Source organism: Streptomyces orinoci, assembly GCF_003121295.1.
Lineage (GTDB): Bacteria > Actinomycetota > Actinomycetes > Streptomycetales > Streptomycetaceae > Streptomyces > Streptomyces orinoci.
Genome location: NZ_PHNC01000007.1, coordinates 298,419 through 324,537 on the forward strand (window position 1 = coordinate 298,419; position 26,119 = coordinate 324,537).

Annotated in this window: 21 protein-coding genes; 7 read left to right on the top strand and 14 right to left on the bottom strand. The window is 69.7% G+C overall.

What is annotated here, in order from left to right; translation table 11 throughout:
• Positions 1-6: 6 nt before the first annotated feature.
• Complete coding sequence (locus CV755_RS05305; RefSeq protein ID WP_109278961.1) at positions 7-1,272, bottom strand: MFS transporter; 1,266 nt, start codon at positions 1,270-1,272, stop codon at positions 7-9.
• Positions 1,273-1,371: 99 nt separating this feature from the next.
• Between CV755_RS05305 and CV755_RS05310 the strand changes: the two genes are divergently transcribed.
• Positions 1,372-2,442 carry a LacI family DNA-binding transcriptional regulator gene (locus CV755_RS05310; RefSeq protein WP_109278962.1) on the top strand — a complete coding sequence of 357 codons (1,071 nt, stop codon included), beginning with the start codon at positions 1,372-1,374 and terminating at the stop codon, positions 2,440-2,442.
• Between the two features lie 78 nt (positions 2,443-2,520).
• Here the strand turns inward: CV755_RS05310 and prcA are convergent, their stop codons facing one another.
• The 6 genes from prcA to arc all read right to left on the bottom strand — a co-directional run bounded on the left by prcA (position 2,521) and on the right by arc (position 8,710).
• Entirely contained in the window at positions 2,521-3,276 is a 756-nt protein-coding gene (prcA, locus tag CV755_RS05315) for a proteasome subunit alpha (protein ID WP_109278963.1), read from the bottom strand.
• A gap of 46 nt (positions 3,277-3,322) precedes the next feature.
• A complete protein-coding gene (gene prcB / locus CV755_RS05320; RefSeq protein WP_109278964.1) occupies positions 3,323-4,168 on the bottom strand; it encodes a proteasome subunit beta in 846 nt (281 codons plus the stop codon).
• The gene (locus CV755_RS36880) at positions 4,149-4,352 is read right to left on the bottom strand and encodes an endonuclease domain-containing protein (RefSeq protein WP_338323617.1); all 204 of its coding nucleotides are present in this window, start codon (positions 4,350-4,352) and stop codon (positions 4,149-4,151) included. The genes prcB and CV755_RS36880 overlap by 20 nt, the downstream gene beginning before the upstream one ends.
• Positions 4,353-4,756: 404 nt before the next feature.
• The gene (locus tag CV755_RS05330) at positions 4,757-4,975 is read right to left on the bottom strand and encodes a ubiquitin-like protein Pup (RefSeq protein WP_020939002.1); all 219 of its coding nucleotides are present in this window, start codon (positions 4,973-4,975) and stop codon (positions 4,757-4,759) included.
• A gap of 164 nt (positions 4,976-5,139) precedes the next feature.
• Positions 5,140-6,651 carry a depupylase/deamidase Dop gene (gene dop, locus CV755_RS05335; protein ID WP_193553352.1) on the bottom strand — a complete coding sequence of 504 codons (1,512 nt, stop codon included), beginning with the start codon at positions 6,649-6,651 and terminating at the stop codon, positions 5,140-5,142.
• A 292-nt stretch (positions 6,652-6,943) separates the two neighbouring features.
• Positions 6,944-8,710: a proteasome ATPase gene (gene arc / locus CV755_RS05340; RefSeq protein WP_109278966.1), complete on the bottom strand. Its 1,767-nt coding sequence runs from the start codon at positions 8,708-8,710 to the stop codon at positions 6,944-6,946.
• A 244-nt stretch (positions 8,711-8,954) separates the two neighbouring features.
• Between arc and CV755_RS05350 the strand changes: the two genes are divergently transcribed.
• Positions 8,955-9,266, top strand: a complete 312-nt coding sequence (locus CV755_RS05350) for a ferredoxin (RefSeq protein WP_109278967.1) — start codon at positions 8,955-8,957, stop codon at positions 9,264-9,266.
• Between the two features lie 28 nt (positions 9,267-9,294).
• Here the strand turns inward: CV755_RS05350 and CV755_RS05355 are convergent, their stop codons facing one another.
• From CV755_RS05355 to CV755_RS05365, 3 genes are all read right to left on the bottom strand, one after another.
• Positions 9,295-9,846, bottom strand: coding sequence for a hypothetical protein (locus CV755_RS05355; protein WP_109278968.1), 552 nt, complete (start codon positions 9,844-9,846; stop codon positions 9,295-9,297).
• Positions 9,847-10,004: 158 nt separating this feature from the next.
• Positions 10,005-10,901, bottom strand: coding sequence for a tRNA (adenine-N1)-methyltransferase (locus CV755_RS05360; RefSeq protein ID WP_109278969.1), 897 nt, complete (start codon positions 10,899-10,901; stop codon positions 10,005-10,007).
• A gap of 95 nt (positions 10,902-10,996) precedes the next feature.
• Positions 10,997-12,211 carry a site-2 protease family protein gene (locus CV755_RS05365; RefSeq protein WP_241560978.1) on the bottom strand — a complete coding sequence of 405 codons (1,215 nt, stop codon included), beginning with the start codon at positions 12,209-12,211 and terminating at the stop codon, positions 10,997-10,999.
• 131 nt (positions 12,212-12,342) lie between these two features.
• Here CV755_RS05365 and CV755_RS05370 point away from each other — a divergent pair, with 131 nt between their 5' ends.
• Both CV755_RS05370 and CV755_RS05375 read left to right on the top strand, forming a co-directional pair.
• The gene (locus CV755_RS05370; RefSeq protein WP_241560979.1) at positions 12,343-13,254 is read left to right on the top strand and encodes a RecB family exonuclease; all 912 of its coding nucleotides are present in this window, start codon (positions 12,343-12,345) and stop codon (positions 13,252-13,254) included.
• Positions 13,255-13,269: 15 nt separating this feature from the next.
• A complete protein-coding gene (locus CV755_RS05375) occupies positions 13,270-13,941 on the top strand; it encodes a response regulator (protein ID WP_109278971.1) in 672 nt (223 codons plus the stop codon).
• 54 nt (positions 13,942-13,995) lie between these two features.
• On the opposite strand, the gene CV755_RS05380 is transcribed toward CV755_RS05375, so the two are convergent.
• From CV755_RS05380 to metH, 4 genes are all read right to left on the bottom strand, one after another.
• A complete protein-coding gene (locus CV755_RS05380; protein WP_109278972.1) occupies positions 13,996-15,588 on the bottom strand; it encodes an ABC transporter substrate-binding protein in 1,593 nt (530 codons plus the stop codon).
• 159 nt (positions 15,589-15,747) lie between these two features.
• Entirely contained in the window at positions 15,748-17,337 is a 1,590-nt protein-coding gene (locus CV755_RS05385) for an ABC transporter substrate-binding protein (RefSeq protein WP_109278973.1), read from the bottom strand.
• 391 nt (positions 17,338-17,728) lie between these two features.
• Complete coding sequence (locus CV755_RS05390) at positions 17,729-18,427, bottom strand: HAD family hydrolase (RefSeq protein WP_109278974.1); 699 nt, start codon at positions 18,425-18,427, stop codon at positions 17,729-17,731.
• A gap of 550 nt (positions 18,428-18,977) precedes the next feature.
• The gene (gene metH / locus CV755_RS05395) at positions 18,978-22,484 is read right to left on the bottom strand and encodes a methionine synthase (protein WP_109278975.1); all 3,507 of its coding nucleotides are present in this window, start codon (positions 22,482-22,484) and stop codon (positions 18,978-18,980) included.
• A gap of 216 nt (positions 22,485-22,700) precedes the next feature.
• Here metH and CV755_RS05400 point away from each other — a divergent pair, with 216 nt between their 5' ends.
• The 3 genes from CV755_RS05400 to glpK all read left to right on the top strand — a co-directional run bounded on the left by CV755_RS05400 (position 22,701) and on the right by glpK (position 26,113).
• Positions 22,701-23,465, top strand: coding sequence for an IclR family transcriptional regulator (locus CV755_RS05400; protein ID WP_109278976.1), 765 nt, complete (start codon positions 22,701-22,703; stop codon positions 23,463-23,465).
• Positions 23,466-23,764: 299 nt separating this feature from the next.
• The gene (locus CV755_RS05405) at positions 23,765-24,547 is read left to right on the top strand and encodes an MIP/aquaporin family protein (protein ID WP_109278977.1); all 783 of its coding nucleotides are present in this window, start codon (positions 23,765-23,767) and stop codon (positions 24,545-24,547) included.
• 39 nt (positions 24,548-24,586) lie between these two features.
• A complete protein-coding gene (gene glpK / locus CV755_RS05410) occupies positions 24,587-26,113 on the top strand; it encodes a glycerol kinase GlpK (RefSeq protein WP_109278978.1) in 1,527 nt (508 codons plus the stop codon).
• Positions 26,114-26,119 lie beyond the last annotated feature (6 nt).

Consider the following 26,119-nt stretch of genomic DNA (forward strand, 5'->3'; position numbering starts at 1 on the left):
TGAACACTACGCCTGATGCCCTGAGCTGAAACCGGGTTCGACGGCAGCGTTCCGATCGTTTTCCGAGCGCGCCACGACCTCCGAGCGGGTCGCGGGAGCGGTCAGCACGCGCCGGCCCAGGACCAGCACCAGCAGCGCCGCGGCACCGCCGCCCACCGCGACCCCGAACCCGGCCGGGACACCGCCCTGTTCGACGGCCGGGCCGGCGAGGGCGGTGCCGATGGAGGCGCCCACACCGAAGGAGGTCACCAGCCAGGAGAAGGCCTCGGTGACGGTGCCGCGCAGCGCATGCCGGTCCACCACCACAAAGGCACAGGCCAGCGAGGGCGCCAGGAACACACCGGCGACCCCGGCCAGCACCGTCATCCACAGCGCGCCGGGCACCAGCAGCAGCGGAAGGTAACCCAGGGCCAGCCCGGCGACCAGCACCCGCAGCCGCTGCTCGGGGCTGCCGGCCCACTGGCGGGCGCCGTAGACGCTGCCGCCGATCAGGGCGCCCACGCCCAGCGCGGAGAGCAGATAGCCGGCCACCGCGTCACCGCCGTGCTCCCCGCCGTAGGCCACCGCGGCCAGGGCGATGGAGCCCAGCGCGCAGCCTATGCAGAAGAAGGCGCCCAGCAGCACCAGCAGTCCCGGCGAGCGCAGCGCGCCCAGCCAGTGGGCCTCGCGCGGCTCGCTGCGCCACTGCCGGGAGGGCGGGGTGGTGACCACGGCCAGCGCGCCCAGCACCCCCAGCAGGCTGATGACGCCCAGCGCGGCGGCCGGGGACCACAGGCCCACCAGGCCGGTGATGATCAGCGGCCCGACCACGTACATCACTTCCTGGGCGATGGCGTCCAGGGAGTAGGCGGCGTGGATGCGCCCCTCGTCCTTGAGCACCGAGGGCCACAGGGCCCGCAGCCCGCCCTCCAGCGGCGGGGTGAAGAAACCGGAGACGATCATGGCGGCATAGGCCGCCGGCAGCGGGTCCAGGCCCAGGACGGCGAAGAGGGTCATGCCCAGCGCGGCCAGGGTGGCCGAGGGCAGCATCACCCGGGGCTGGCCATAGAGGTCCACGGCCCGGCCCAGCAGCGGCTGGCCCACCGCGTTGGCCACGCCATAGACCGCGGAGAGGGCGCTGGCCAGGCCGAGGCTGCCGCCCTCGGCGCGGACGAAGAGGACGATCGCCAGCGCGGCGGTGGCATTGGGCAGCCGCCCCACCAGGGTGCCGGTGAGCAGTCGCGCCGCATGCCGCGTCTTGAGCATTTCGACGTATCCGCCGCCGCCCGCCATCGTTTTCCTCTCGGTTTTACGTATAACCTTCGACGTTATACGTACCATGACGGCAAGCTCACGGTCCAACCGTGTGCAGGTGAGAGGGGCGGAGGGGCCGTGACCGAAGTCGAGCGTGCCGGGGAACGCTGGCCCACCGTCCGGGGCACCCGGGCCGCCCCAGCCCGCGCCACCAGCCGGGATGTCGCCCGCGCGGCCGGAGTCTCCCAGGCCACCGTCTCCCTGGTGATGGGCGAGAAATGGCGCGGCCGGGTTTCCGAGCGGCGCGCCGAGGCGGTCCGCTCGGCCGCCCGCGCCCTGGGCTACCGGCCCAACCGCGCCGCCCGCGACCTGCGGCTGGGCCGCACCCGCACCGCCCTGCTGGTGGTGCCCGCGCTCACCAATGAGTTCTTCGCCCGGGTCTACGCGGGCGCCGCCCGGGTGGCCGGCGAGCATGGCGTGGGCGTGCTGCTCTACCCCTCCCTGGAGGGCATCGGCCAGGCCCGGGACCCCTTCCCCTCGGCCCGGGCCACCCTGGACGGGGTCATCGCCTCCTCCATGGCGGCCGACGCCCTGACCGAGCTGCGCGAGGGCGACCTGCCACTGGTGATGCTGGACAGCGACCCCGGCCGGGCCGAGGCGGCGGCCACCGTCAACTTCGACATCGCCGACGGCATACGGCAGGTCACCGGACATCTGCTGGCCCTGGGCCACCGCCGGATCGCCCACCTCGCGGCCGATGTGGACTCCTGGACCTTCCGGGTACGCGCCCAGGCGCTGGCCGAGGCGGTGCGCCGGGCCCCCGGCGCCGAGCTGACGGGCACCGAGACCGCCGCCCTGACCGTGGCGGCCGGGCGGGCCGCCGCCGAGCGGGCGCTGACCGGCCCCGGGCCCCGGCCCACCGCACTGGTCTGCGATGACGACATCCTGGCCGCGGGCGCCTGCAAGGCCGCCCGCCGGCTGGGCCTGCGGGTACCGGACGAGGTCTCGGTGACCGGCTTCGACGATCTGTCGCTGGCGACCGCGGTGGACCCGGAGCTGACCACCGTGCGGCTGCCCGCGGAGGCGGTGGGCGAGGCGGGTATGCGCACCCTGATGGCCGTACTGGACCAGCGCCCGGCGCCCGGCGCCGCCCTGCCGGTGGAGCTGATAACCCGCGGCTCCACCGCCCGCCCCGCGCAGGCGAGTTGACGCCACGGCAATGCCCCGGGCCCTGAACCGCGCGGTAGGGCCGCGTGGTTCAGGGCCCGGGGCAGGCAGCGGCAGGCGCTACTCCGCGCCGGAGCCCTCCTCCGGCTCCTCGGCGACGGCCGCGTCCGCGCCCGGCCCGTCCTCCAGCAGCCGCTGGAGCTGGCGGCCCAACAGCCGCTTGAACTTGCGCTGTTGCGGCCGCGTACGGTCCAGCACGGCCACCTCCAGCTGCTCGGCGGTCAGTGTGCGCTCACCGCCGTTGGTGTCCCGGGCCAGCGACTCCACGGCCAGCTTGAGCGCCTCGGAGAGGGTCATCCCGTCCCGGTGACGCTGGCCGAGGTAGTTGCTGATCTGGTCGGCGTTGCCGCCCACCGCCACCGAGCCGTGCTCGTCCACGATGGAGCCGTCGTGCGGCAGCCGGTAGATCTGGTCGTCCTCCGGCCCCTCCCCGACCTCGGCCACGATCAGCTCGACCTCATAGGGCTTCTCCCCCGCGCTGGAGAAGATGGTGCCCAGGGTCTGCGCATAGACATTGGCCAGGCCGCGGGCGGTGACATCGCCCCGGTCGTAGGTGTAGCCGCGCAGGTCCGCATAGCGCACCCCGCCGATGCGCAGATTCTCGAACTCGTTGTACTTGCCGACCGCCGCGAAGGCGATCCGGTCATAGATCTCGCTGACCTTGTGCAGGGCGCGGGACGGGTTCTCGGCGACGAAGACCACGCCGTCGTTGTACTGGAGGACCACGACACTGCGGCCACGCGCGATGCCCTTGCGGGCGTACTCGGCGCGGTCGGCCATGGCCTGCTGGGGTGAGACGTAGAACGGCGTCGACACCGGTTATCCGTCCCTTTCTGTCAGTGGCGAATACATCCCGGAAGCCCTAGAGCAGCGCGGCCCGCGGACCGTCCGGCTCCTGGAGCCGGCGCTCATGGATCGCCCGGACGATCTCCGAGCACTGGTCCTCGGTCAGCCGCCGGAACCCCTCGTCGGTGATCACGGTGACGATCGGGAAGATCCGTCGCGCCAGATCCGGGCCGCCGGTCGCCGAGTCGTCGTCCGCGGCGTCATAGAGCGCCTGGACGACCAGGGTGGTGGCCTGCTCCTCGGTCAGGTCCTCGCGGAAGAGCTTCTTCAGCGCCCCCCGGGCGAAGAGCGAACCGGAGCCGGTGGCCGCGTAACCCTGCTCCTCGGAGCGCCCGCCGGTGACGTCATAGGAGAAGATCCGGCCCTTCTGCCGGTCCGCATCCCAGCCGGCGAACAGCGGGACCACGGCCAGGCCCTGCATCGCCATGCCCAGGTTGCTGCGGATCATCGTGGACAGCCGGTTGGCCTTGCCTTCCAGCGAGAGCGGGACGCCCTCCACCTTCTCGAAGTGCTCCAGTTCCAGCTGGAAGAGCTTGACCATCTCCACGGCGAGGCCGGCGGTGCCGGCGATGCCCACGGCCGAGTACTCATCGGCCGGGAAGACCTTCTCGATATCGCGCTGGGCGATGACATTGCCCATGGTGGCCCGCCGGTCGCCCGCCAGCACCACCCCGCCGGGGAAGGAGGCCGCGACGATGGTGGTGCCATGCGGGATCTCCAGAGCTCCCTTGACCGGCGGCAGCGGCCGGTTGCCCGGCAGCAGCTCCGGCGCGTGGCTGCCGAGGAAGTCCATAAAGGAGGACGAGCCCGGCGTCAGGAAGGCAGCTGGTAGACGCCCGGTGCTACGAGGGTTGGCTTCCACACGTTTCCTTCCAGGTAAGCGATGGCCCGGCGCAGGCGCCGGGATCGTCGTTCAACTTGCCGAGTGCCGAATTGCAGTTGAAGCACAGTACGCCACGGACCTTACCTGTCTCGTGGCAATGATCCACATGGGCTGCGGGGGCCACCAGGCGGATACGGCAGACCCCTACCTGCTCTGCGATCATCTCGTCTCGCTCGGCTTGGGTGATTCCGTAGGTGCGCCTGAGATGGCCCGAGCGGCCGGCGTCGGCCCGGCATGTCTTGCAAGCGGTTGCCAAGCCATCGGAGGCGGAGGCGTTGCGATGCCACGCGGAGTGCGGCCTGGTTACCCCGCAACGCAGGCAGTGCTTGTGCCCTTCGGACACATCCACCCTTGGGCGAACCCTTTTGCCCAGCAGTACCTGACGCTTGCGATGGTACTCAGCCACGCAGTCGCGACAGTGCCGCTGCAAGCCGTCCGGGTTCGACCTCTTGACCGCGAAGCACGTGCGCGGTTTGTCCTGGCCACAACCCGCGCACCGCTTCGTCTCCGCGCCCTTCACCCAACCCCCAGACCTTCGATTCGAAGGTGAAATCGCGATTCGGAGCCCTATTCGCCGCCCTTTTGAACGAATGACCTCACGAAGTCCTCCGCATTCTCCTCGAGGACATCATCAATCTCATCCAGCACCGAATCCACGTCGTCCGACAGTTTCTCGTGCCGCTCCTTGAGGTCCTCCGAAGCCTGCGCGTCCTGCGCCTGCTCCTCCACCTCCTCCGTCGAGCGCGTGGCCTTCTGCTGTCCGCCGCCGGTGTCCTTGGTCGCCATACCCCTCACCCCGCTCGTTCGACGTGCAAGATCGGACGTACATTTCCTGACCCTACAAGCCGGGGCCGACATCGGCTCCGTACTTGCTCCAACGCCCGGGAACCACCCTGATGATTCCCGGAACACCTCTGTCTCAGACGCTCGGCCGCCCGGCCCCTCGCCGCTCAGCCGCCCGACAGCACCCGTACCAGCTCCTCCGCCGTGCGGCAGCGGTCCAGCAGCTCCTTGACGTGGTTGCGGGTGCCGCGCAGCGGTTCCAGGGTGGGCACCCGCTGCAGGGAGTCCCGGCCGGGCAGATCGAAGATCACCGAGTCCCAGGAGGCCGCGGCCACATCGTCCGCGTACTGCTCCAGGCAGCGGCCGCGGAAATAGGCCCTGGTGTCCTCCGGGGGCGCCGTGCAGGCCCGTTCCACCTCGCTCTCGTCCAGCAGCCGCTTGATCCGGCCGCGCGCCGCCAGGCGGTTGTACAGGCCCTTGTCCGGCCGTACATCGGCGTACTGGAGATCCACCAGGTGCAGCCGGGCCGCGTCCCAGCCCAGGCCGTCCCGGCGCCGGTAGCCCTCCAGCAGCTCCCGCTTGGCCACCCAGTCCAGCTCGCCGGACAGACTCATCGGGTCGCTCTCCAGCCGGGTCAGCACATCCTCCCAGCGGGCCAGGACGTCCTTGGTCTGCTCGTCGGCGTCCGCGCCCAGCCGGTCCTCCACATGCTTGCGGGCCAGCTCGAAGTACTCCATCTGCAACTGCACCGCGGTCAGCGTGCGCCCGCTGCGCAGGGTGATCAGCCGGCGCAGCGTGGGGTCATGGCTGACCTGGTGCAGGGTGCGCACCGGCTGGTCGATGGCGAAGTCGGCGGAGATGAAGCCGTCCTCGATCATGGACAGCACCAGCGAGGTGGTGCCCAGCTTGAGGTAGGTGGAGATCTCGGAGAGATTGGCGTCGCCGATGATCACATGCAGCCGGCGGTACTTCTCGGCGTCCGCGTGCGGCTCGTCCCGGGTGTTGATGATGGGCCGCTTGAGGGTGGTCTCCAGCCCGACCTCCACCTCGAAGTAGTCGGCCCGCTGGCTGATCTGGAAGCCGTGCTCCCGGCCGTCCTGGCCGATGCCCACCCGGCCGGCGCCGGTGACCACCTGGCGGGAGACGAAGAAGGGCGTCAGATGGCGCACGATGTCCGAGAAGGGGGTGTCCCGCTTCATCAGGTAGTTCTCATGTGTGCCGTAGCTGGCGCCCTTGTTGTCGGTGTTGTTCTTGTAGAGGTGGATCGGCTGGGCACCGGGCAGCCGGGCGGCCCGCTCGGCGGCCTGCGCCATGATCCGCTCCCCCGCCTTGTCCCACAGGACCGCGTCCCGGGGATTGGTGATCTCCGGGGAGCTGTATTCGGGGTGGGCGTGGTCCACATAGAGCCGGGCGCCATTGGTGAGGATGACATTGGCCAGGCCGATGTCCTCGTCGGTGAGCTGGCTGGCGTCCGCGGCCTCACGGGCGAGGTCGAAGCCACGGGCGTCCCGCAGCGGATTCTCCTCCTCGAAGTCCCAGCGGGCACGGCGTGCCCGTTGCATCGCGGCCGCGTAGGCGTTGACGATCTGGGACGAGGTGAGCATGGCATTGGCGTTCGGGTGACCGGGGACGGAGATCCCGTACTCCGTCTCAATGCCCATTACTCGCCGTACGGTCATGCGGCCCTCCTTGCCCGGCGCCCCCTGGTGGGTTCGGCGCTCAAGTACCGCTGCGCATCCGATCCGTGTACGGTCCGCGATCCCCCACTGCGCTTCGCGGCGGTACCGCAGAGCCTAGAACGGCTTTGCGGTGGTGGGGAGATCATTACAGTCATTGCTCCGGTTCGTGCCGCTCGGCGTGGACCAACGTGTTCAACGTCTTCCCAGGCGTAAAACACGTCCGGCCGCGGAGTCCCCGGACCGGCCCGCCAGGGGCGGGTGGTCCGGGGACATCCGCAGCCGGACGGGGCTGTTACAGGTACTGGCCGGTATTGGCCACCGTGTCGATGGAACGCCCGGTGTCCGCGCCCTGCTTCCCGGTGACCAGGGTGCGGATGAAGACGATCCGCTCGCCCTTCTTTCCGGAGATACGGGCCCAGTCGTCCGGGTTGGTGGTGTTGGGCAGGTCCTCGTTCTCCTTGAACTCGTCCACGCAGGCCGCCAGCAGGTGGGAGACCCGCAGGCCCTTCTGGTCGTGGTCGAGATAGGCCTTGATCGCCATCTTCTTGGCCCGGTCCACAATGTTCTGGATCATGGCGCCGGAGTTGAAGTCCTTGAAGTAGAGCACTTCCTTGTCACCGTTGGCATAGGTGACCTCGAGGAAGCGGTTCTCCTCGGACTCGGCGTACATCTGCTCCACCACCGACTGGATCATGCCGTCCACGGTGGCCCTGGCGTCCCCGCCGTGCTCGGCGAGGTCGTCGGCGTGCAGCGGCAGGTTCTCGGTGAGGTATTTGGAGAAGATGTCCTTGGCGGCCTCGGCGTCCGGACGCTCGATCTTGATCTTCACATCGAGGCGGCCGGGGCGCAGGATCGCGGGGTCGATCATGTCCTCGCGGTTGGAGGCGCCGATGACGATGACGTTCTCCAGCCCCTCCACACCGTCGATCTCGGAGAGCAGCTGCGGGACGATGGTGTTCTCCACGTCCGAGCTGACCCCGGAGCCGCGGGTGCGGAACAGCGAGTCCATCTCGTCGAAGAAGACGATCACCGGCGTGCCCTCGCTGGCCTTCTCCCGGGCGCGCTGGAAGATCAGCCGGATGTGCCGCTCGGTCTCGCCGACGTACTTGTTGAGCAGCTCGGGGCCCTTGATGTTGAGGAAGAAGCTCTTCCCCGCGGGCTTGCCGGTGACCTCGGCGACCTTCTTGGCAAGGGAGTTGGCCACCGCCTTGGCGATCAGCGTCTTGCCGCAGCCGGGCGGGCCGTAGAGCAGAACACCCTTGGGCGGCCGGAGTTGGTGCTCCTTAAACAGGTCGGGGTAGAGGTAGGGGAGTTCGACCGCGTCGCGGATCAGCTCGATCTGGTTGCCCAGGCCGCCGATCTTTGTGTAGTCGATGTCCGGTACCTCTTCGAGGACGAGCTCCTCGACCTCGCTCTTGGGGATCACCTCGTAGACATAGCCGGAGCGGGGCTCCAGCAGCAGGGCGTCGCCGGGGCGGATGGTGGTGTCCAGCAGCGGCTCGGCGAGCCTGACCACCCGCTCCTCGTCGGTGTGCCCGATCACCAGGGCGCGTTCGCCGCCCTCCAGGATCTCCTTGAGGGTGACGATGTCCCCGGCGCGCTCGAAGGCCATGGCCTCGACCACATTGAGGGCTTCGTTGAGCATGACCTCCTGGCCGGGCCTGAGCTCGCCCGCGTCCACACTGGGGCTGACGTTCACCCGCAGCTTGCGGCCACCGGTGAAGATGTCCACCGTGCCGTCCTCGTTGTTCTGCAGGAAGACACCGAAGCCGGCGGGCGGCTGGGCGAGCCGGTCAACCTCTTCCTTGAGGGCCACGATCTGATCGCGGGCCTCACGCAGGGTGTTGGCGAGCCGCTCGTTCTGAGCGGACACCCCGGCCAGGTTGGTCTGGAGCTCGACGATCCGCTCTTCGAGAATCCTCGTGTGACGCGGAGAGTCGGCGAGCTTCCGCCGCAGGACGGCGATCTCCTGCTCGAGATAGGCAACCTGGCCCGCGGGGTCGTCGGACCCCCGCCCCGGCCGGATGCCGCGGTTGTTGTCGTCGTCGTGGGCTGCCACGGTCCTCACCTCCTCCAAGGGGAGCTGGACGCTTCCTGACCCTACCTGGGCCGGTGCAGGTTGAAACCCCTAGATCACAAACCCGGTAGGAGTGTGTCCGATCTTCACCCTTGCGCACGTCCTCACGTGAGGGGAATACCCACCCATCAACATCGGAAAGCGGGCGGTTGTATCGTCAAGACGGTCAACACCCGTCAGTGCTGGCTCTAATTGGTTCATCGCAGGGAGAGGAACGGCAGTCGAGATGACCGTGCAGAACGAAGGCCCGGCAGCCGTCGCCGAGGAAGCCCTCGAGGTGTGGATCGACCAGGATCTGTGCACCGGGGACGGCATCTGTGCGCAGTACGCGCCGGAGGTCTTCGAGCTGGACATCGACGGTCTGGCCTATGTGAAGAGCCCCGACGACGAGTTGCTGCAGGACAAGGGCGCCACCACCCCCGTTCCGCTGGCCCTGTTGACCGATGTCCGGGACTCCGCCAAGGACTGCCCGGGGGACTGCATCCACGTACGGCGCGTATCGGACAAGGTCGAGGTCTACGGCCCGGACGCCGAGTGAGGCACCGGGCGAAGCGCTGAGTGACCCCTTAGACACTCCCCGCGACCGGCGCCGCGGTCAGCGCGAACTTGCCGTCCTGCCAACGCCATTGGACCGAGCGCCGCAGGTCGGGACAGCAACGCGGCACGCTGGGCGCCGAGTAGCCGAGCAAGGTGGCCGAAATCAGGCCCTGGCGCACCGAGAAGCCGGTGACGCTCATCTTCTGCGCGGGGTCCACCAGCGTGGCGGTCAGCCGGGGCGCCCCGCCCGGTCCGGCGGCCGGGGAGAGCACATAGACACCGCTGGGCGGGGTACCGCCGCCGGAGGCGCAGCGCACCACCGCGACCGTCTCCGGCCGTCCGTCTCCGTCGAGATCGGCGACGGCCTGATGGACCACATCCAGGCCCGCCGGGCCGCAGTTGAGCGGATAGTGCGCGGTACGGGCGTCGGGCGCGGCCGCCGGGGGCGCGGAGGCGGTGGCGGTGTCGTCGCCGGGGCCGAGCAGCGCGGCGCCGGTGAGCACCGCGGCCAGGGTCAGGGCGGTGACCAGCCAGTGGACGGGGCGGGTTCGGGTGTGCGGGAGTCCTGCCGGGGGCTGCACGCGCGCTGGCTCCTGTGAGGGCGGTGGCTTCAGGGAACGGCCGCATCGTCGCACACCACTTGACGGCGGGGAACGGCGGGCTTGGGCCAACGCCCGGGCGCCGCCGCCGAGTTCGGCTCGGCGACGGCGCCCATGGTTCGGTGCTGCTCGGCGGTGGGTCAGGAAGCGCTCTGCCCGCCCGGCCCGGTGTAGTCCTCGCCGTACGCGCCCTTGGCCGGGCGGCGGCGGCGCAGCGGGGGCTCCACCCCGTCGGCCAGGCGGCGGGCGGTCAGCAGGAAGCCGGTGTGCCCGATCATGCGGTGGTCCGGGCGTACCGCCAGGCCCTCCACATGCCAGGTGCGGACCATGGTCTCCCAGGCGGAGGGCTCGGCGAAGCAGCCGATCTCCCGGATGGACTCCACGGTCCGGGCCAGCTGGGTGGTGGTGGCCACATAGCAGCACAGGATGCCGCCGGGGACCAGCGCCTTGCGGACGGCCTCCAGGCACTCCCAGGGGGCCAGCATGTCCAGGATGATGCGGTCCACATCGGTCTCGGACAGGTTGTCCTGGAGGTCGCCGACCGTGAGCTTCCAGGCGGGGTGCGGGCCGCCGAAGTAGCGCTCCACATTCTGCTGGGCGATCTCGGCGAAGTCGGCCCGGCGCTCATAGGAGTGCAGCATGCCCTGGTCGCCGATGGCGCGCAGCAGGAAGCTGCTCAGGGAGCCGGAGCCGACGCCGGCTTCCACGACGCGGGCGCCGGGGAAGATGTCGGCCATCGCCAGGATCTGCCCCGCGTCCTTGGGGTAGACCACGGCGGCTCCGCGCGGCATGGACAGGACATAGTCGGGGAGCAGGGGGCGCAGCGCGAGGTAGGCGACGTTTCCCGTGGTACGGACAACACTGCCCTCGGGAGCACCGATCAGCTCGTCGTGCGGGAAGGCACCCTTGTGGGTGTGGAACTGCTTCCCGGCTTCGAGCGTGAAGGTGTAGTGGCGTCCCTTGGGGTCGGTGAGCTGGACCTGGTCCCCGACCTGGAAGGGCCCGCGACGGCGGGCGGCACCGGTCGGTTCGGACATGTGACCAGCGTACCGGGTCGCCGCGCCGGGCTTGTACGGGTGTGGTCCCGCTCACCGCCCGGGGCGGCGTGAGTGCGGCGGCAGCCGCGGCCGGGTCAGGACGGGGTCCTGGCCATCGCGGCGACGAAGGCGCGCTCCACGTCCGAGGTGGACAGGACGCCGTACACCTCGCCCGTGTCCTCGACGACCAGGTACTCGGACGCGGGAGTGGCCCGCAGGACCTCCAGCAGTTCCTCTCCCGAGAGCTCCGCGGGAACGCGCATGCCCTCGGTGATGTCCTGGGCGAGGGATCCCACCGGCACCCAGGGCCGCCGGTGCACCGGCACCGCCACAATGGCCGCCTCCCGTACCAGCGCGGTGGGTGTGCCCTGCCCGTCCACCACCACCAGTGCCCGCGCCCCGGCCTCGTTCGCCCGGCGCAGTGCCTCGGAGAGCGGGGTGGCGGCCGGCACCGGTACCGCGCGCCGGGTGAGGGTACGGGCCCGCAGCCCGGGCAGCCGCTCCCGCAGCCGGGCCATCCGCAGGCTGTTCCCGGCCCCGGTCCAGATGATGGCGGCCAGGATCGCGGCCAGCAGCGCGTCGGTGACCGAGTCGGCGCTGCCGAAGCTCTCCTCCCGGTCGGCCCGGGTGAGCAGGGGCAGCCCGATGAGCACCGCCACGGCCAGCGCCCGGCCCACCCAGGCCGCGGCCACCGTGCCGGTCATCGGCCGGCCGCTGAGCTTCCAGACCACCGCGCGCAGCATCCGCCCGCCGTCCAGCGGCAGGCCGGGCAGCAGGTTGAAGGCGGCGACCAGCAGGTTGGAGACCATCAGCCCGGCCAGCAGCACCCCGGGCACGGTGCCGGCCTCCACGGCCTGCATGCCCAGCCAGAACAGGCCGGCCAGCACCAGGGAGAGCAGGGGTCCCACAAAGGCCAGGACGAACTCCCGGCCGGGGGTCTCGCTCTCCTTCTCGATCTCCGAGACGCCGCCGAAGAACTGCAGCTGGATCCGGCGCACCGGCAGTTTGAAGCGCAACGCGGCCACGGTGTGGGCGAGTTCATGCACCAGCACCGAGGCGTAGAAGGCCACCGCGAAGAACAGGGAGACCAGATAGCGGGCCCGGCCGAGTTCGGGCAGCACCCGGTCCAGCTGGCCGCCGAAGACCCAGGTGATCAGCGCGGCGACCAGGAACCAGCTGGGTGCCACATAGACCGGCACCCCAAAGGGGCGGCCCATCAGGATGCCGCCCCCCGTTTCGCGCGGGCGCTGCGGTTTGCGGTCCTCGCCGGCGCCCCCGCCGCCGGAACGGCCCTGCCCGCTTTTGTCCACGGTGTCCCCTCGTCGGATGCGGCCCCGCACCCGCCCGGTGCGCAGTGGTCTGCCTCGATCATGCAATGCGGGGGCCAGTGCCGTCGATGGTATGCCGCACGATGTCGGTCACGGGCCGTAGGGTTCGTGGCATGGAAACCGCTGAACAGGATGGCCCGCAGGGGCGTGCTCCGGCCCGGCCCGCTTCGCTGTCGCCCTCCCGGGCGGCCGATTTCATGCGGTGTCCGCTGCTGTACCGGTTCCGGGTGATCGACCGGCTGCCGGAGAAGCCCAGTGCCGCGGCGACCCGGGGCACGGTGGTGCACGCGGTGCTGGAGCGGCTCTTTGACGCGCCCGCCGCGGAGCGCACGCCGGAGCGGGCGCGGGCGCTGCTGCCGGGTGAGTGGGAGCGGCTGCTGGCCACCCGTCCGGAGCTGGCGGAGTTGTTCCCGGGCGAGGGCGGCGCGCTGGACGAGGAGCTGCTGGCGCGCTGGCTGGCGGAGGCGGAGCGGCTGGTCGAGCGGTGGTTCACCCTGGAGGACCCGACCCGGCTGGAGCCCGCCGAGCGGGAGCTGTTTGTCGAGACGGAGCTGGATTCCGGGCTGCTGCTGCGCGGCATTGTGGACCGGGTGGATGTGGCGCCCACCGGTGAGGTGCGGATCGTCGATTACAAGACGGGCAAGGCCCCGGCGCCGCAGTACCGGGCCGAGGCCCTGTTCCAGATGAAGTTCTACGCCCTGGTGGTCTGGCGGCTGCGCGGGGTGGTGCCGCGCCGGCTCCAGCTGGTGTACCTGGGCAGCGGCGAGGTGATCACCTACGACCCGGCCGAGGCGGAGCTGCGGCTGGTGGAGCGCAAGCTGCGGGCGCTGTGGGAGGCCATTGAGCTGGCCACCGAGACCGGGGACTGGCGGCCCCGGCCGACCAGGCTGTGCGGCTGGTGCGATCACCAGGCGCACTGCCCGGAGTTCGGCGGTACTCCCCCGCCGTATCCGCTGCCGCTGCCCGCCCAGCGTCCGGCGGTGGACGGGGCCGAACCCGCGCAGGGCAGAATGGACCCGGTCTAGCGAAGGAGTGTTCCTGTGGCGATCCGCGTCCTACTGGTCGATGACCAGCCGCTGCTGCGTACCGGCTTCCGCATGATCCTCGAGGCGGAGCCGGATCTCGCGGTGGTCGGCGAGGCCGGGGACGGTCTGCAGGCGCTCGACCAGGTGCGCGCCCTGCAGCCGGATGTGGTGCTGATGGACATCCGGATGCCCCGGATGGACGGGGTGGAGGCGACCCGGCAGATCACCGGCCCGGAGCGCAACGGCCCGGCCAAGGTGCTGGTGCTGACCACCTTCGACCTGGACGAATATGTGGTGGAGGCGCTCAAGGCGGGGGCCAGCGGGTTTCTGCTCAAGGACGCTCCGGCGCATGAACTGGTGCAGGCGATCCGGGTGGTGGCGGGCGGCGAGGCGATGCTGGCGCCCAGCATCACCCGGCGGCTGCTGGACAAGTACGCCGGCCATCTCCCCTCCGGCGAGGAGCCGCTGCCGGACACCCTGCACACCCTGACCGACCGTGAGGTCGAGGTGCTCAAGCTGGTGGCCCGGGGGCTGTCCAACGCGGAGATCGCGGCGGATCTGTTTGTCAGCGAGACCACGGTGAAGACCCATGTGGGCCATGTGCTCACCAAGTTGGGCCTGCGGGACCGGGTGCAGGCGGCGGTCTACGCCTATGAGAGCGGCCTGGTGCGCCCCGGCGCGCAGTAGAACCGGTGGAGGTGGCGGCCCCTGGAGGGCCGGGCCGCCACTCTCCGGCACCGCTCAGCTCTTGCTGATCTCCCAGAAGCGGAAGACGGTGGAGGCGTCCAGCGTCCACTGCAGGCCGTTGATCTTCTCCGCGGCCACCGCGTACTGCTTGCCCTGCCACAGCGGGAGCACCGGGACATCCTGGGCCACGGTGTTCTGGATTTTGGTGAAGTCGGCCGCGGTGGCGGCCCGGCTGGCCTCGGCGGCGGTGGCCGGCAGCCGGCTGGCGATCTCCTTGGACTCATAGGAGTTGTGCAGCTCGTTGTTGTCGCTGCCGAAGAAGGGCGCGGTGAAGTTGTCCGGGTCCGGGAAGTCGGGCACCCAGCCCTTGGCATAGACCGCGAACTTGCCCTCGTCCACGCCCTTTTCATACTCGGGCAGCGGCACGCTCTGGACGTCCACATCGAACAGCCCGCTGGCGTTGAGCTGCTTGGCTATCTCGTTGAACTCCGGTACGGTGCCCGGCCCATAGCGGATCGGGGTGGCCCACAGGGTGAACTTGACCTTGTCGTGGATGCCGGCCCCGGCCAGCGCCGCGGCGGCCTTGTCACGCTGCGGATGGTCGCCATAGGTGTCGAAGAACGGCGTGCGGTGGCCGGTGATGCCGGCCGGAACCACCGAGTACAGCGGCTCGGCGGTGCGCTTGTAGACATCGCGGACCAGGGCGCTGCGGTCCACCAGATAGGCAACGGCCTTGCGCACGGCCAGTTTTCCGGCCACCGGGTCCTTGGTGTTGAACACCAGGTGCTGGACCTCGGCGCTGCTGCCCTCGACGACCTTGATGCTGTTCTGCTTGCCGCTGGCGCTGGCGGTCTCCAGGTCGGCGATGTCCTTCATGGCCAGACCACGGTAGGCGATGTCGATATCGCCCTTCTGCAGCGCCTTCTTCAGCCCTTCCTGGTCACCGTGGAAGAGCTTCATGGTCATGCCGCTGTTGTGCGCCTTGGCGGGGCCCTTGTAGGAGCCATTGACCTTGAAAACGGCCTTGTCCTTGTCGAAGGACTCCAGCTTGTAGACGCCCGAGCCAATGGCCTTGCCATCGGTGCGCAGCTTGTCCGCCGGGTATTCCCGGTGGTCCACGATGGAGCCGGCGCCGGAGGCGATCTTCGAGGGGAAGGTCGCGTCCGGCCGCTTGAGGTGGAAGACCACGGTCTTGGCGTCCGGCGTCCTGATGTCCTTGATGGTGGACAGCATGGAGGCCGCCGGGCCGTTCTTGTCGTTGATCCGCAGCGTGCGCCGGAAGGAGAAGGCCACGTCCTCCGAGGTGAGTCCATGGCCATTGCTGAACTTCAGGCCGTCGGCCAGCGTGCACTGGAAGGTGGTGCTGGTGTTGTCCGTGAAGCCGCACTTGCGTGCGGCTTCCGGCTGGGGCTGGGTGCTTCCCTTGGGGAAGCTCAGCAACGACTGGAAGACATTGTTGAACAGCACCCAGGAACCGGGGTCGTAGCCGGAGGCCGGATCGGTGGTCACCACCTCGTCCGACATCCCCATGACCACCGACTCACCGGTGCCCGCCGCCTTGCCGTCCTCCGAACCGCACCCGCTGAGCAGGGCGGCTGCGAGCCCCGCGCCGAGCGGAGCGGCAAGCCACTGGTCACGTTTCCTCACGTGCACGTTCCTCACAGTTCTCGGATTCCGAATCGGGCCATGGCCCGCTCAAAAGGTCGTTCTGTGGAGCTGGTTGTACAGGTGGAGCGTTGTGTTGCCGTTGTGCTGTCGTTGCTGCGATATGGAGTTGTGGTCTATGGAGTTGTGGCCGGCGGCCGGTCAGGCGCCGCGCCCCAGCTCCCAGGGCTGGAGTTCGGAGCCGCCGTTGAGCGCCCACTCCGCGCCGGTGATGTTGTCGCGGGTGGCGATGTACTGCTTGCCCTGCCACAGCGGGAGCACCGGCACCTCGTCGGCGACGATGTCCTGCGCCTGCTGGAAGATCTTGGCGGCCGCGTCACGCTGGGCCAGCTGGCGGGACTGCGGGATCAGCGCCTCCAGCTTGGCGTTGCGGTAGGGCGAGTGCTGGAAGTTGTCCTTGCCGAAGAAGGGGGCGATGAAGTTGTCCGGGTCCGGGAAGTCGGGGAACCAGCCCATGCCGTAGGCGGGGAACATGCCCTTGGCCGTCTGGGCCCGGTACTGCGACCACTTCACGTCCTGCAGCTGGACGTTGAACAGACCGGTGGAGTTCAGCTGCTTCTGCAGCGCCTTGTAGGCCTTGGCCTGGGCCTGGCCGTAGTGGCTCGCGGAGTAGGCGATGGTGAACTTCACCGGAGTGCTGACGCCGGCCGACCGCAGCAGGGCCCGGGCCTTGTCGGCGCTGGGGTCCTGGTACTGGTTGGAGAAGGAGTTCTGGTGGCCCGCGATACCGCTGGGGACCATCGAGTACAGCGGGTCGGCGGTGCGGTCGTAGCCGTCGCGGGTCAGCGCCTGCCGGTCCACCAGCTGGGCGATGGCCTGGCGTACGGCCTTGGGCTTGACCGCCGGGTCGTCGGTGTTGAAGGCCAGGTAGCCGATCTCCTGACCGGTGGACTCGGTGAGCTTGACGCCCTTGCCGGAGGCGTTGCCCAGCCGGCCGATCTGCTCGGGCTCCAGGGTGCGGTTCATCACATCGATGTCACCGTCCTTGAGCGCCTTCTCCATCGCCTGGGAGTCGTCGTAGAAGCGCATCTCGATGTCGCTCTGCGGCTTGACGGCACCCTTGTAGTCGGAGTTCTTCGACAGGACCGCCTTGACCACCCGGCCGTCCTGCTCCTCCGTCTTCAGCTTGTACGGGCCCGAACCCACCGCCTCGAAGCCCTTGTTGAGCTTGTTCTTGTCATAGGCGCCGCTGTCCACGATGGCGGCGGCCGGGGTGGCCAGCTTCTGCGGGAAGGTGGCGTCGGGGGTCTTCAGCTGGAAGACGACCTCATGGTCGTTGGGCGTCTCCACCCGGTCGATGTTCTCCAGCAGCGAGGCCGGGCCGTTGTCGAAGTTGATGGCCAGGACCCGCTCGATGGAGAACTTGACGTCCTTGACGGTCACCGGGCGGCCGCTGGAGAACTTCATCCCGCTGCGCAGGGTGCACCGGAACTGTTCGCTGTTGCGGTCCACAAAGCCGCACTTGGTGGCGGCGTCCGGCACCGGGTCGGTGCCGGAGCGGGGCAGCCGCAGCAGCGTCTGGAAGGTGCTGTGGATCACATTCCACGCGGCGATGTCGTACGCGGCGGCGGGATCGAAGGGCGCGGGCGCGTCCTCGGTCTCCTCGAACCGGTCGGTGGTGCCGATGACGATGGCATCGTGCTTGCCGGACCCGCCGCTGCCGCCACAGGCGACGAGTACGGGTGCCAGCAGCCCTGCCACAGCCGGCAGCACCAGCGTCTTGCGGTTCATGGTGTGGGGTTCTCCCTGTGGTGCGATCGGCACCGCGGGCGACAGCGGCGGGGGGTGTGCCGGTCGCACGGGCAGCCGTGAAGTACTCGCGAAAGATTAGTGCGCGCGCCGGGTGGCACCGGAACGGGGCCGAGCTGATGCGTGGTCACCGTCCGGTGACGCCTCGCTACGGCCGGGGCGGCCGGGCCCGGGAACGATCCATGGCACTACCCCACCAAACGGGACACAAGGGTGCGCTTCTCCCCCTTGGAGAGCACTCCAACTTCCTCTTGGCCAGAGGGCGGTGGCATTTGCCCGGTGATGAACATCACTCGGCCAATAGCGGGAAACCGCTTGGAAATTGAAACCGTAATCGATCTCGGTGAGGTCTCGGTGAGACGAGGTTGGCCGGTCAGGCGCGGATCACCGAGCGCAGGAAGTCCAGATCGACGTGTTCCAGGGACGGGACCACGGTGCGCCCGGCGGCGGGCGGGATGACGGACACCGAGGGCACCGCCACCACCGGGCAGCCCGCCGCCTCGGCCGCGGCCACCCCGGTCAGGGAGTCCTCGATCACCGCGCACCGTCCGGGCTCGGCGCCCAGCCGGGCGGCGGCCAGCAGGTACGGGTCCGGGTGGGGCTTGTTGCGCTCGGTCTCGTCACCGGAGACGGTCAGGGTGAAGTTGGCCGGGCCCAGGGCGGGCAGCACCCGGTCGATGATGTGCCGGTGCGAGGCGGAGACCAGGGCGGTGGGCACCCGTTGCGCGGCCAGCTCGGCGAGCAGCCGCCGGGCGCCGGGCATCAGCGGGACGCCGTCGCCGAGCATCTCCGCGAAGCGGACGTTGAGCAGGGCGGTGAGCTCGGCCACAGCGATTCTGGCGCCGGTGGCCTTGATCAGGAAGTCGGCGCAGCGGGTCATCGGGCCGCCGGCCACCACTTCCCGGTACTCCTCCAGGAGCTGGTGGCCCAGCTCGGCGAAGACCGCGACCTCCACCTGCCACCAGAAACCCTCGGTGTCCACCAGGGTGCCGTCCATGTCGAGCAGCACGGCCTGCAGGGTGGGGCGTGGGCCGGGGCGGGTCGTGGTGAGGACGGGGATGCCGCTGGTCATGGGCGTACCTCCGAAAGGTCCGAAGGGGGCGAGAAGGCCGGTCCGCCCTGGAGGGCGGACCGGCCTTCACCGGACGACAAGTCTACGTCCGCGGTGCGGAATGCGCCTCTCGCTTTTACGCCCTTCCCACGGGGGTGCGCCCTCGCCCCGTCAGGGGCGCGGGGAACTGCGCGACCGGCCACGCACGACTCGCGGCCGAACGCCGACGGGAGTCGGCAGACGCCGTTTCGTGGCCGCTCGCGGCGAGTAAACCGCGTCTGCCGACGACCGTTGTCGCTCGGCCGCAGGCCGTGCGTGGCTGATCGCGCAGTTCCCCGCGCCCCTGGGGGCTCACCCGGCAATGAAACCGCGTCTGCCGACCACCCTTGCCGTCCGGCCGCAGGCCGTATGCGGCTGATCGCGCAGTTCCCCGCGCCCCTGACGGGGGCGCACCCCGGCGACGGAACGGCGTCTGCCGACGAGCGTCGTCGTTCGGCTGCGGGCCCGCCTGGGCCGGGCGCGCAGTTCCCCGCGCCCCGGACGGGGCGCACCCGGCGAAGGGGCGTGGGCGCTACCGCGCGTTGAAGTACTTTGCCTCTGGGTGGTGGATCACGATCGCGTCCGTGGACTGTTCGGGGTGGAGCTGGAACTCCTCCGAGAGGCGGACTCCGATCCGTTCGGGCCGGAGCAGGTCGGCGATCTTCGCCCGGTCCTCCAGGTCCGGGCAGGCGCCATAGCCGAGGGAGAAACGGGCCCCGCGGTACTTCAGGGCGAACATGTCCTCCACGTCGGCCGGGTCCTCCCCGCCGAAGCCCAGCTCGGCCCGTACCCGCGCGTGCCAGAACTCGGCCAGTGCCTCCGCCAACTGCACGGAGAGACCATGCAGTTCGAGGTAGTCGCGGTAGGCGTCGGCCTTGAAGAGCTCGGCGGTGGCCTCGCCGATCCTGGAGCCGACGGTCACCACCTGGAGGCCGACCACATCCCGCTCCCCCGACTCCTCCGGGCGGAAGAAGTCCGCCAGGCACAGCCGGCGCCCCCGGCGCTGCCGGGGGAAGGTGAAGCGAGTGCGCTCAGTACCGTCCTCGTGCAGCAGGATCAGGTCGTCGCCCTTGGAGTAGCACGGAAAGTAGCCGTAGACCACGGCCGCTTCCAGCAGGTTCTCCGTGTGCAGCCGGTCCAGCCAGCCGCGCAGCCGGGGCCGGCCCTCGCTCTCCACCAGTTCCTCGTAGCCGGGCCCGCCGCCGCGCGCCTGCTTCAGGCCCCACTGGCCCTTGAACAGCGCGCCCTCGTCCAGCCAGGAGGCGTAGTCGCGCAGCGGGATGCCCTTGACCACCCGGGTGCCCCAGAACGGCGGCACCGGCACCGGGTTGTCCACCGCCACATCGGAGCGCACCGAGCCGTCCTGCGGCTCCGGTTCCTCGACGACCGCCGTGGCGGCCCGTACCCGGCGCTGTTTGAGCTCCGGCAGGGCGGCGCCGGGGACTCCGCGCTTGACCGCGATCAGCGCGTCCATCAGCCGCAGGCCCTCGAACGCGTCCCGGGCGTAGCGGACTTCGCCCTCGTAGATCTCGTGCAGGTCCTGCTCCACATAGGCCCGGGTGAGCGCGGCCCCGCCCAGGATCACCGGATAAGTGGCCGCCAGCTTGCGCTGGTTGAGCTCCTCCAGGTTCTCCTTCATGATCACCGTGGACTTGACCAGCAGCCCGGACATCCCGATCACATCGGCGCGGTGTTCCTCGGCCGCCTCCAGGATCGCCGAGACGGGCTGCTTGATGCCCAGATTGACCACGTTGTAGCCGTTGTTGGACAGGATGATGTCCACCAGGTTCTTGCCGATGTCATGGACGTCACCGCGCACCGTGGCCAGCACTATGGTGCCCTTGCCCTCGGCGTCCGACTTCTCCATATGCGGTTCCAGATAGGCCACCGCGCTCTTCATCACCTCGGCGGACTGCAGCACAAAGGGCAACTGCATCTGGCCGGAGCCGAAGAGCTCGCCGACCACCTTCATGCCTTCCAGCAGGGTGTCGTTGACGATGTCCAGGGCCGGGCGCTCGGCCAGGGCCTGGTCCAGGTCGGCCTCCAGGCCGTTCTTCTCGCCGTCGATGATCCGCCGCTGCAGCCGCTCCTCCAGCGGCAGCGCGGCCAGTTCCTCGGCCTTGCCGGCCTTCAGCGACTTGGTGTCCACGCCCTCGAACAGCTCCAGCAGCCGCTGGAGCGGGTCATAGCCCTCGCGGCGCCGGTCGTAGATCAGGTCCAGGGCGGTGCGTACCTGTTCCTCGTCCAGCCGCGCGATGGGCAGGATCTTGGCGGCGTGGACGATCGCCGAGTCCAGCCCGGCCTTGACGCATTCGTCCAGAAAGACCGAGTTGAGCACCAGCCGGGCGGCCGGGTTGAGGCCGAAGGAGATATTGGACAGGCCCAGGGTGGTCTGCACCTCGGGGTGGCGGCGCTTGAGTTCGCGGATGGCCTCGATGGTGGCCAGGCCGTCCTTGCGGGACTCCTCCTGGCCGGTGCAGATGGTGAAGGTGAGGCAGTCGATGAGGATGTCGGATTTCCGCACCCCCCAGTTACCGGTGAGGTCGGTGATCAGCCGCTCGGCGATCTCGACCTTCTTCTCCGCGGTACGGGCCTGGCCCTGTTCGTCGATGGTCAGCGCGATCAGGGCGGCGCCGTGCTCCACCGCGAGCCGGGTGATCCGGGCGAACCGGGAGTCGGGGCCGTCACCGTCCTCGTAGTTGACCGAGTTGATCACCGCCCGGCCGCCCAGCTTCTCAAGTCCCGCCTGGATCACTGCCGGTTCGGTGGAGTCCAGCACAATGGGCAGGGTGGAGGCGGTGGCGAACCGTCCGGCGATCTCCGCCATATCGGCCACCCCGTCCCGGCCGACATAGTCCACGCACAGATCCAGCAGATGGGCGCCCTCGCGGATCTGCTCCCGGGCCAGTTCCACACAGTCGTCCCAGCGGCCGTCCAGCATGGCCTCGCGGAACTTCTTGGAGCCATTGGCGTTGGTGCGCTCGCCGATGGCCAGATAGGCGGTGTCCTGGCGGAAGGGCACGCTCTGGTAGAGCGAGGCGGCCCCCGGCTCGGGGCGCGGGCTGCGCTCGGCGGGCGTCATCTCCCGTACCCGTGCCACGACTTGGCGCAGATGCTCGGGGGTGGTGCCACAGCAGCCGCCGACCAGCGACAGCCCGTACTCACGGACAAAGGTCTCATGGGCGTCCGCCAGCTCGGCCGGGCTGAGCGGGTAGTGGGCGCCGTCCTTGCCCAGCACCGGCAGACCGGCGTTGGGCATGGCGGAGACCCGGACGCGGGCGTGCCGGGACAGATAGCGCAGGTGCTCGCTCATCTCGGCGGGCCCGGTGGCGCAGTTGAGGCCGATCATGTCGATGCCCAGCGGCTCCAGCGCGGTGAGCGCGGCACCGATCTCGGAGCCCAGCAGCATGGTGCCGGTGGTCTCCACGGTGACCTGCACCAGCAGCGGCAGGTCCGCCCCCAGGGCGTTCATCGCCCTCCGGGCGCCGATCACCGAGGCCTTGGTCTGCAGCAGGTCCTGGGTGGTCTCCACCAGCAGGGCGTCCACCCCGCCGGTGATCAGGCCCTCGGCGTTCTGCTGATAGGCGTCGCGCAGCACGGTGTAGGGAGCGTGGCCCAGGGTGGGCAGCTTGGTGCCGGGGCCCATGGAGCCCAGCACCCAGCGGGTGCGGCCGTCGTGGGCGGTGAAGTCATCGGCGGCCTCCCGGGCGATCCGGGCCCCCGCCTCGGAGAGTTCATGGATGCGGTGGGCGATCTCGTACTCGCCCAGCGCCGAGTGGTTGGCGCCGAAGGTGTTGGTCTCCACACAGTCCACACCCGCCTCGAAGTAGGCGGTGTGCACCGAGCGCACAATGTCCGGGCGGGTGATGTTGAGGACCTCGTTGCAGCCCTCCAGCTGCTGGAAGTCCGCCAGGCTCGGATCCTGTGCCTGGAGCATCGTGCCCATCGCACCATCGGCCACCACCACTCGGGTGGCGAGCGCCTCGCGCAGTTGCGCGGGCCTGGGGGTACGGACGGTCGATGGCTGCGGAGAGGCCATGGGTGTGCTCCCGTGATTGCGACGGCTGTCGGCTTTGCGCCCTCCGGGGGAAGGCGCACGCCGCAAGCCTAGCCGTAGCCTCCGCGGAAAGCAGGGGGTCACCTGGGGCAGTACGGCCCGGTCAGCGATCATGGGGACGTCCGGTGAGCTACCTCTGGGTCGGCATCGGCCGATACTGTTCAGCAATGCCGAACGGCATATGGAGGAGGTTGCTCGATGGCACGGACCATCCAGTCGCTCGAAAGGGCCGCCGCGATGCTGCGGCTGCTCGCGGGTGGCGAGCGGCGGCTCGGCCTGTCCGATGTGGCTTCCGCGCTGGGGCTCGCCAAGGGCACCGCGCACGGCATCCTGCGCACCCTGCAGCAGGAGGGGTTCGTCGAACAGGACCCGGCCTCCGGCCGTTACCAGCTGGGCGCCGAGCTGCTGCGGCTGGGCAACAGCTATCTGGATGTGCACGAACTGCGTGCCCGCGCCCTGGTGTGGGCGGACGACCTGGCCCGCTCCAGCGGCGAGAGCGTCTATCTGGGCGTGCTGCACCAGCAGGGCGTGCTGATCATCCACCATGTCTTCCGCCCCGACGACAGCCGCCAGGTGCTGGAGGTCGGCGCCATGCAGCCGCTGCACAGCACCGCCCTGGGCAAGGTGCTGTGCGCCTACGACCCGGTGGCCCACAGCGAGCTGGCCGACTCGGCCCGGGAGGCGTTCACCGACCGTACGGTGACCGGCCTGGCCGACCTGGAGGGCGTGCTGGACCTGACCCGGGCCCGCGGCTGGGCCTCGGATGTCGAGGAGACCTGGGCCGGACTGGCCTCCATCGCCGCCCCCATCCACGACCGGCGGCGGATGCCGGTGGGCGCGGTGGGCATCACCGGCGCGGTGGAGCGGGTCTGCGAGGAGGGCGAGCTGCGGGCCCAGCTGGTGGCCTCGGTACGGGACTGCGCCCGCGCGGTCTCCCGCGATCTGGGCGCCGGCCGGTTCTGAGCCCTTCGGGGGGTTTTGCCGGGCCATGAACGGGCCCCCGAGACCCCCTCGTTACCGGTCGGTATCCGAACGTAGATTTCCGGTCTCCTGTCCGAGAGTTTCCGGTCACACAGCCCTTGACGTGCCCTTAACCGTGCAGAAAACTGCCGGTCATCGGTCGGCATTGTCGAACATCTACCGACAATATTCGCTAAGGTGTGCAGTGCCGCGGGACCGATCACCGCTCTCACTCGAGAGCGCGGACCACCGGAGGGACCCGGGGTTCGCCTTCCCCTGGACGAAGGACAAAGGAGTCGCGGGTGTCCAGCTCCGACATCTTCACCGGCGAGACCATCGGTACCGCCGTACTGATTCTGCTCGGCGGCGGCGTCTGTGCCGCCGTCACTCTGAAGCGATCCAAGGCGCAGAACGCCGGCTGGCTGGCCATCACCTTCGGGTGGGGCTTCGCCGTCCTGGCCGGCGCGTACATCGGTACCAAGTCCGGTGCCCACCTCAACCCCGCCGTGACCCTGGGTCTGGCCATCGACGGCGCGGTCAAGTGGAGCGATGTGCCGCTCTACATCGGCTCCCAGCTGCTGGGCGCGATGATCGGCGCCACCCTGGTGTGGCTCGCCTACCACGGGCAGTTCAAGGCCCACCTCACCGATCCGGAGATCGTCGAGAGCCTCAACCCCCACGAGGGCATGGTCGATCAGACCGCCGAGCCGGAGGCAGGCCCGGTGCTGGGCATCTTCTCCACCGGCCCCGAGATCCGCAACGCGGTGCAGAACCTGGTGACCGAGATCATCGCCACCGCCGTGCTGGTGCTCTTCATCCTCACCATGGGCCTGACCAAGGGCCTGGCCACCAGCGGCACCGGCACCCTGATGGTCGCCCTGGTCGTGGTCGGCATCGGCCTCTCGCTCGGCGGCCCCACCGGCTACGCCATCAACCCCGCCCGTGACCTCGGCCCGCGCATCGTGCACGCGCTGCTGCCGCTGCCCAACAAGGGAGGCTCGGACTGGCGCTACGCCTGGATCCCGGTCGTCGGCCCGCTGGCCGGTGCGGCCCTTGCCGCCGGTATCCACAAGCTCGCATTCTGACGCCCAGCCGAGACCACAGACTTCAGGAGCACACACCACATGACCACCACCCACGGCCACGGCCCGTTCATTGCCGCGATCGACCAGGGCACCACCTCCTCCCGCTGCATCGTCTTCGACCGGGACGGCCGCATCGTCTCCGTGGACCAGAAGGAGCACGAGCAGATCTTCCCCAAGCCGGGCTGGGTCGAGCACGACGCCAAGGAGATCTGGACCAACGTCCAGCAGGTCGTCGCGGGCGCGGTGGAGAAGGCGGGCATCACCTCCGCCGACGTCAAGGCCATCGGCATCACCAACCAGCGCGAGACCACCCTGCTCTGGGACAAGAACACCGGTGAGCCGGTCCACAACGCCATCGTCTGGCAGGACACCCGCACCGACGCGCTCTGCAAGGAGCTCGGCCGCAATGTCGGCCAGGACCGCTTCCGCCGGGAGACCGGCCTGCCGCTGGCCTCCTACTTCTCCGGCCCCAAGGTCCGCTGGCTGCTGGACAATGTCGAGGGCCTGCGCGAGCGCGCGGAGCGCGGCGAGATCCTCTTCGGCACCATGGACTCCTGGGTCATCTGGAACCTCACCGGTGGTGTCAACGGCGGCGTCCATGTCACCGACGTCACCAACGCCTCGCGCACCATGCTGATGAACCTGCGCTCCCTGGCCTGGGACGAGCGCATCCTGTCCTCCATGGACATCCCGGCCGCGGTGCTGCCGGAGATCCGTTCCTCCGCCGAGGTCTACGGCACCGCCAAGGGCGGCGCCCTGGAGGGCGTCCCGGTCGCCTCCGCCCTCGGCGACCAGCAGGCGGCCCTGTTCGGCCAGACCTGTTACGACAAGGGCGAGGCCAAGTCCACTTACGGCACCGGCACGTTCATGCTGATGAACACCGGCGACGAGCCCGTCCAGTCCTACAACGGCCTGCTGACCACGGTCGGTTACCGCATCGGCGACCAGAAGCCGGTCTACGCGCTCGAGGGTTCCATCGCCGTCACCGGCTCCCTGGTGCAGTGGATGCGCGACCAGATGGGCCTGATCAACAGCGCGGCCGAGATCGAGACCCTGGCCAGCTCGGTCGAGGACAACGGCGGCGCCTACTTCGTCCCCGCCTTCTCCGGTCTGTTCGCCCCCTACTGGCGCTCCGACGCCCGTGGTGTGATCGCCGGTCTGACCCGTTATGTCACCAAGGCGCACATCGCCCGCGCCGTCCTCGAGGCCACCGCCTGGCAGACCCGCGAGATCACCGACGCCATGACCAAGGACTCCGGCGTCGAGCTGACCGCGCTCAAGGTGGACGGCGGCATGACCTCCAACAACTTGCTGATGCAGACCCTCTCGGACTTCCTGGACGCGCCCGTGGTGCGCCCGATGGTCGCCGAGACCACCTGCCTCGGCGCCGCCTACGCCGCCGGCCTGGCCGTCGGCTTCTGGCCGGACACCGACGCGCTGCGCGCCAACTGGCGCCGGGCCGCCGAGTGGACCCCCCGGATGGACTCGGACACCCGGGACCGTGAGTACAAGAACTGGCTCAAGGCCGTCGAGCGGACCATGGGCTGGATCGACGACGAGAGCTGACGAGGA

What these genes read in the sequence shown, in the direction of transcription:
- CV755_RS36880 (WP_338323617.1), bottom strand. Translation starts at nt 4,352, where the DNA reads ATGATCGCAGAGCAGGTAGGGGTCTGCCGTATCCGCCTGGTGGCCCCC.
- dop (WP_193553352.1), bottom strand. Translation starts at nt 6,651, where the DNA reads ATGACCGTACGGCGAGTAATGGGCATTGAGACGGAGTACGGGATCTCC.
- CV755_RS05390 (WP_109278974.1), bottom strand. Translation starts at nt 18,427, where the DNA reads ATGACCAGCGGCATCCCCGTCCTCACCACGACCCGCCCCGGCCCACGC.
- CV755_RS05360 (WP_109278969.1), bottom strand. Translation starts at nt 10,901, where the DNA reads ATGTCCGAACCGACCGGTGCCGCCCGCCGTCGCGGGCCCTTCCAGGTC.
- CV755_RS05330 (WP_020939002.1), bottom strand. Translation starts at nt 4,975, where the DNA reads ATGGCGACCAAGGACACCGGCGGCGGACAGCAGAAGGCCACGCGCTCG.
- CV755_RS05350 (WP_109278967.1), top strand. Translation starts at nt 8,955, where the DNA reads ATGACCGTGCAGAACGAAGGCCCGGCAGCCGTCGCCGAGGAAGCCCTC.
- CV755_RS05400 (WP_109278976.1), top strand. Translation starts at nt 22,701, where the DNA reads ATGGCACGGACCATCCAGTCGCTCGAAAGGGCCGCCGCGATGCTGCGG.
- CV755_RS05305 (WP_109278961.1), bottom strand. Translation starts at nt 1,272, where the DNA reads ATGGCGGGCGGCGGCGGATACGTCGAAATGCTCAAGACGCGGCATGCG.
- CV755_RS05385 (WP_109278973.1), bottom strand. Translation starts at nt 17,337, where the DNA reads ATGAACCGCAAGACGCTGGTGCTGCCGGCTGTGGCAGGGCTGCTGGCA.
- metH (WP_109278975.1), bottom strand. Translation starts at nt 22,484, where the DNA reads ATGGCCTCTCCGCAGCCATCGACCGTCCGTACCCCCAGGCCCGCGCAA.
- glpK (WP_109278978.1), top strand. Translation starts at nt 24,587, where the DNA reads ATGACCACCACCCACGGCCACGGCCCGTTCATTGCCGCGATCGACCAG.
- CV755_RS05370 (WP_241560979.1), top strand. Translation starts at nt 12,343, where the DNA reads ATGGAAACCGCTGAACAGGATGGCCCGCAGGGGCGTGCTCCGGCCCGG.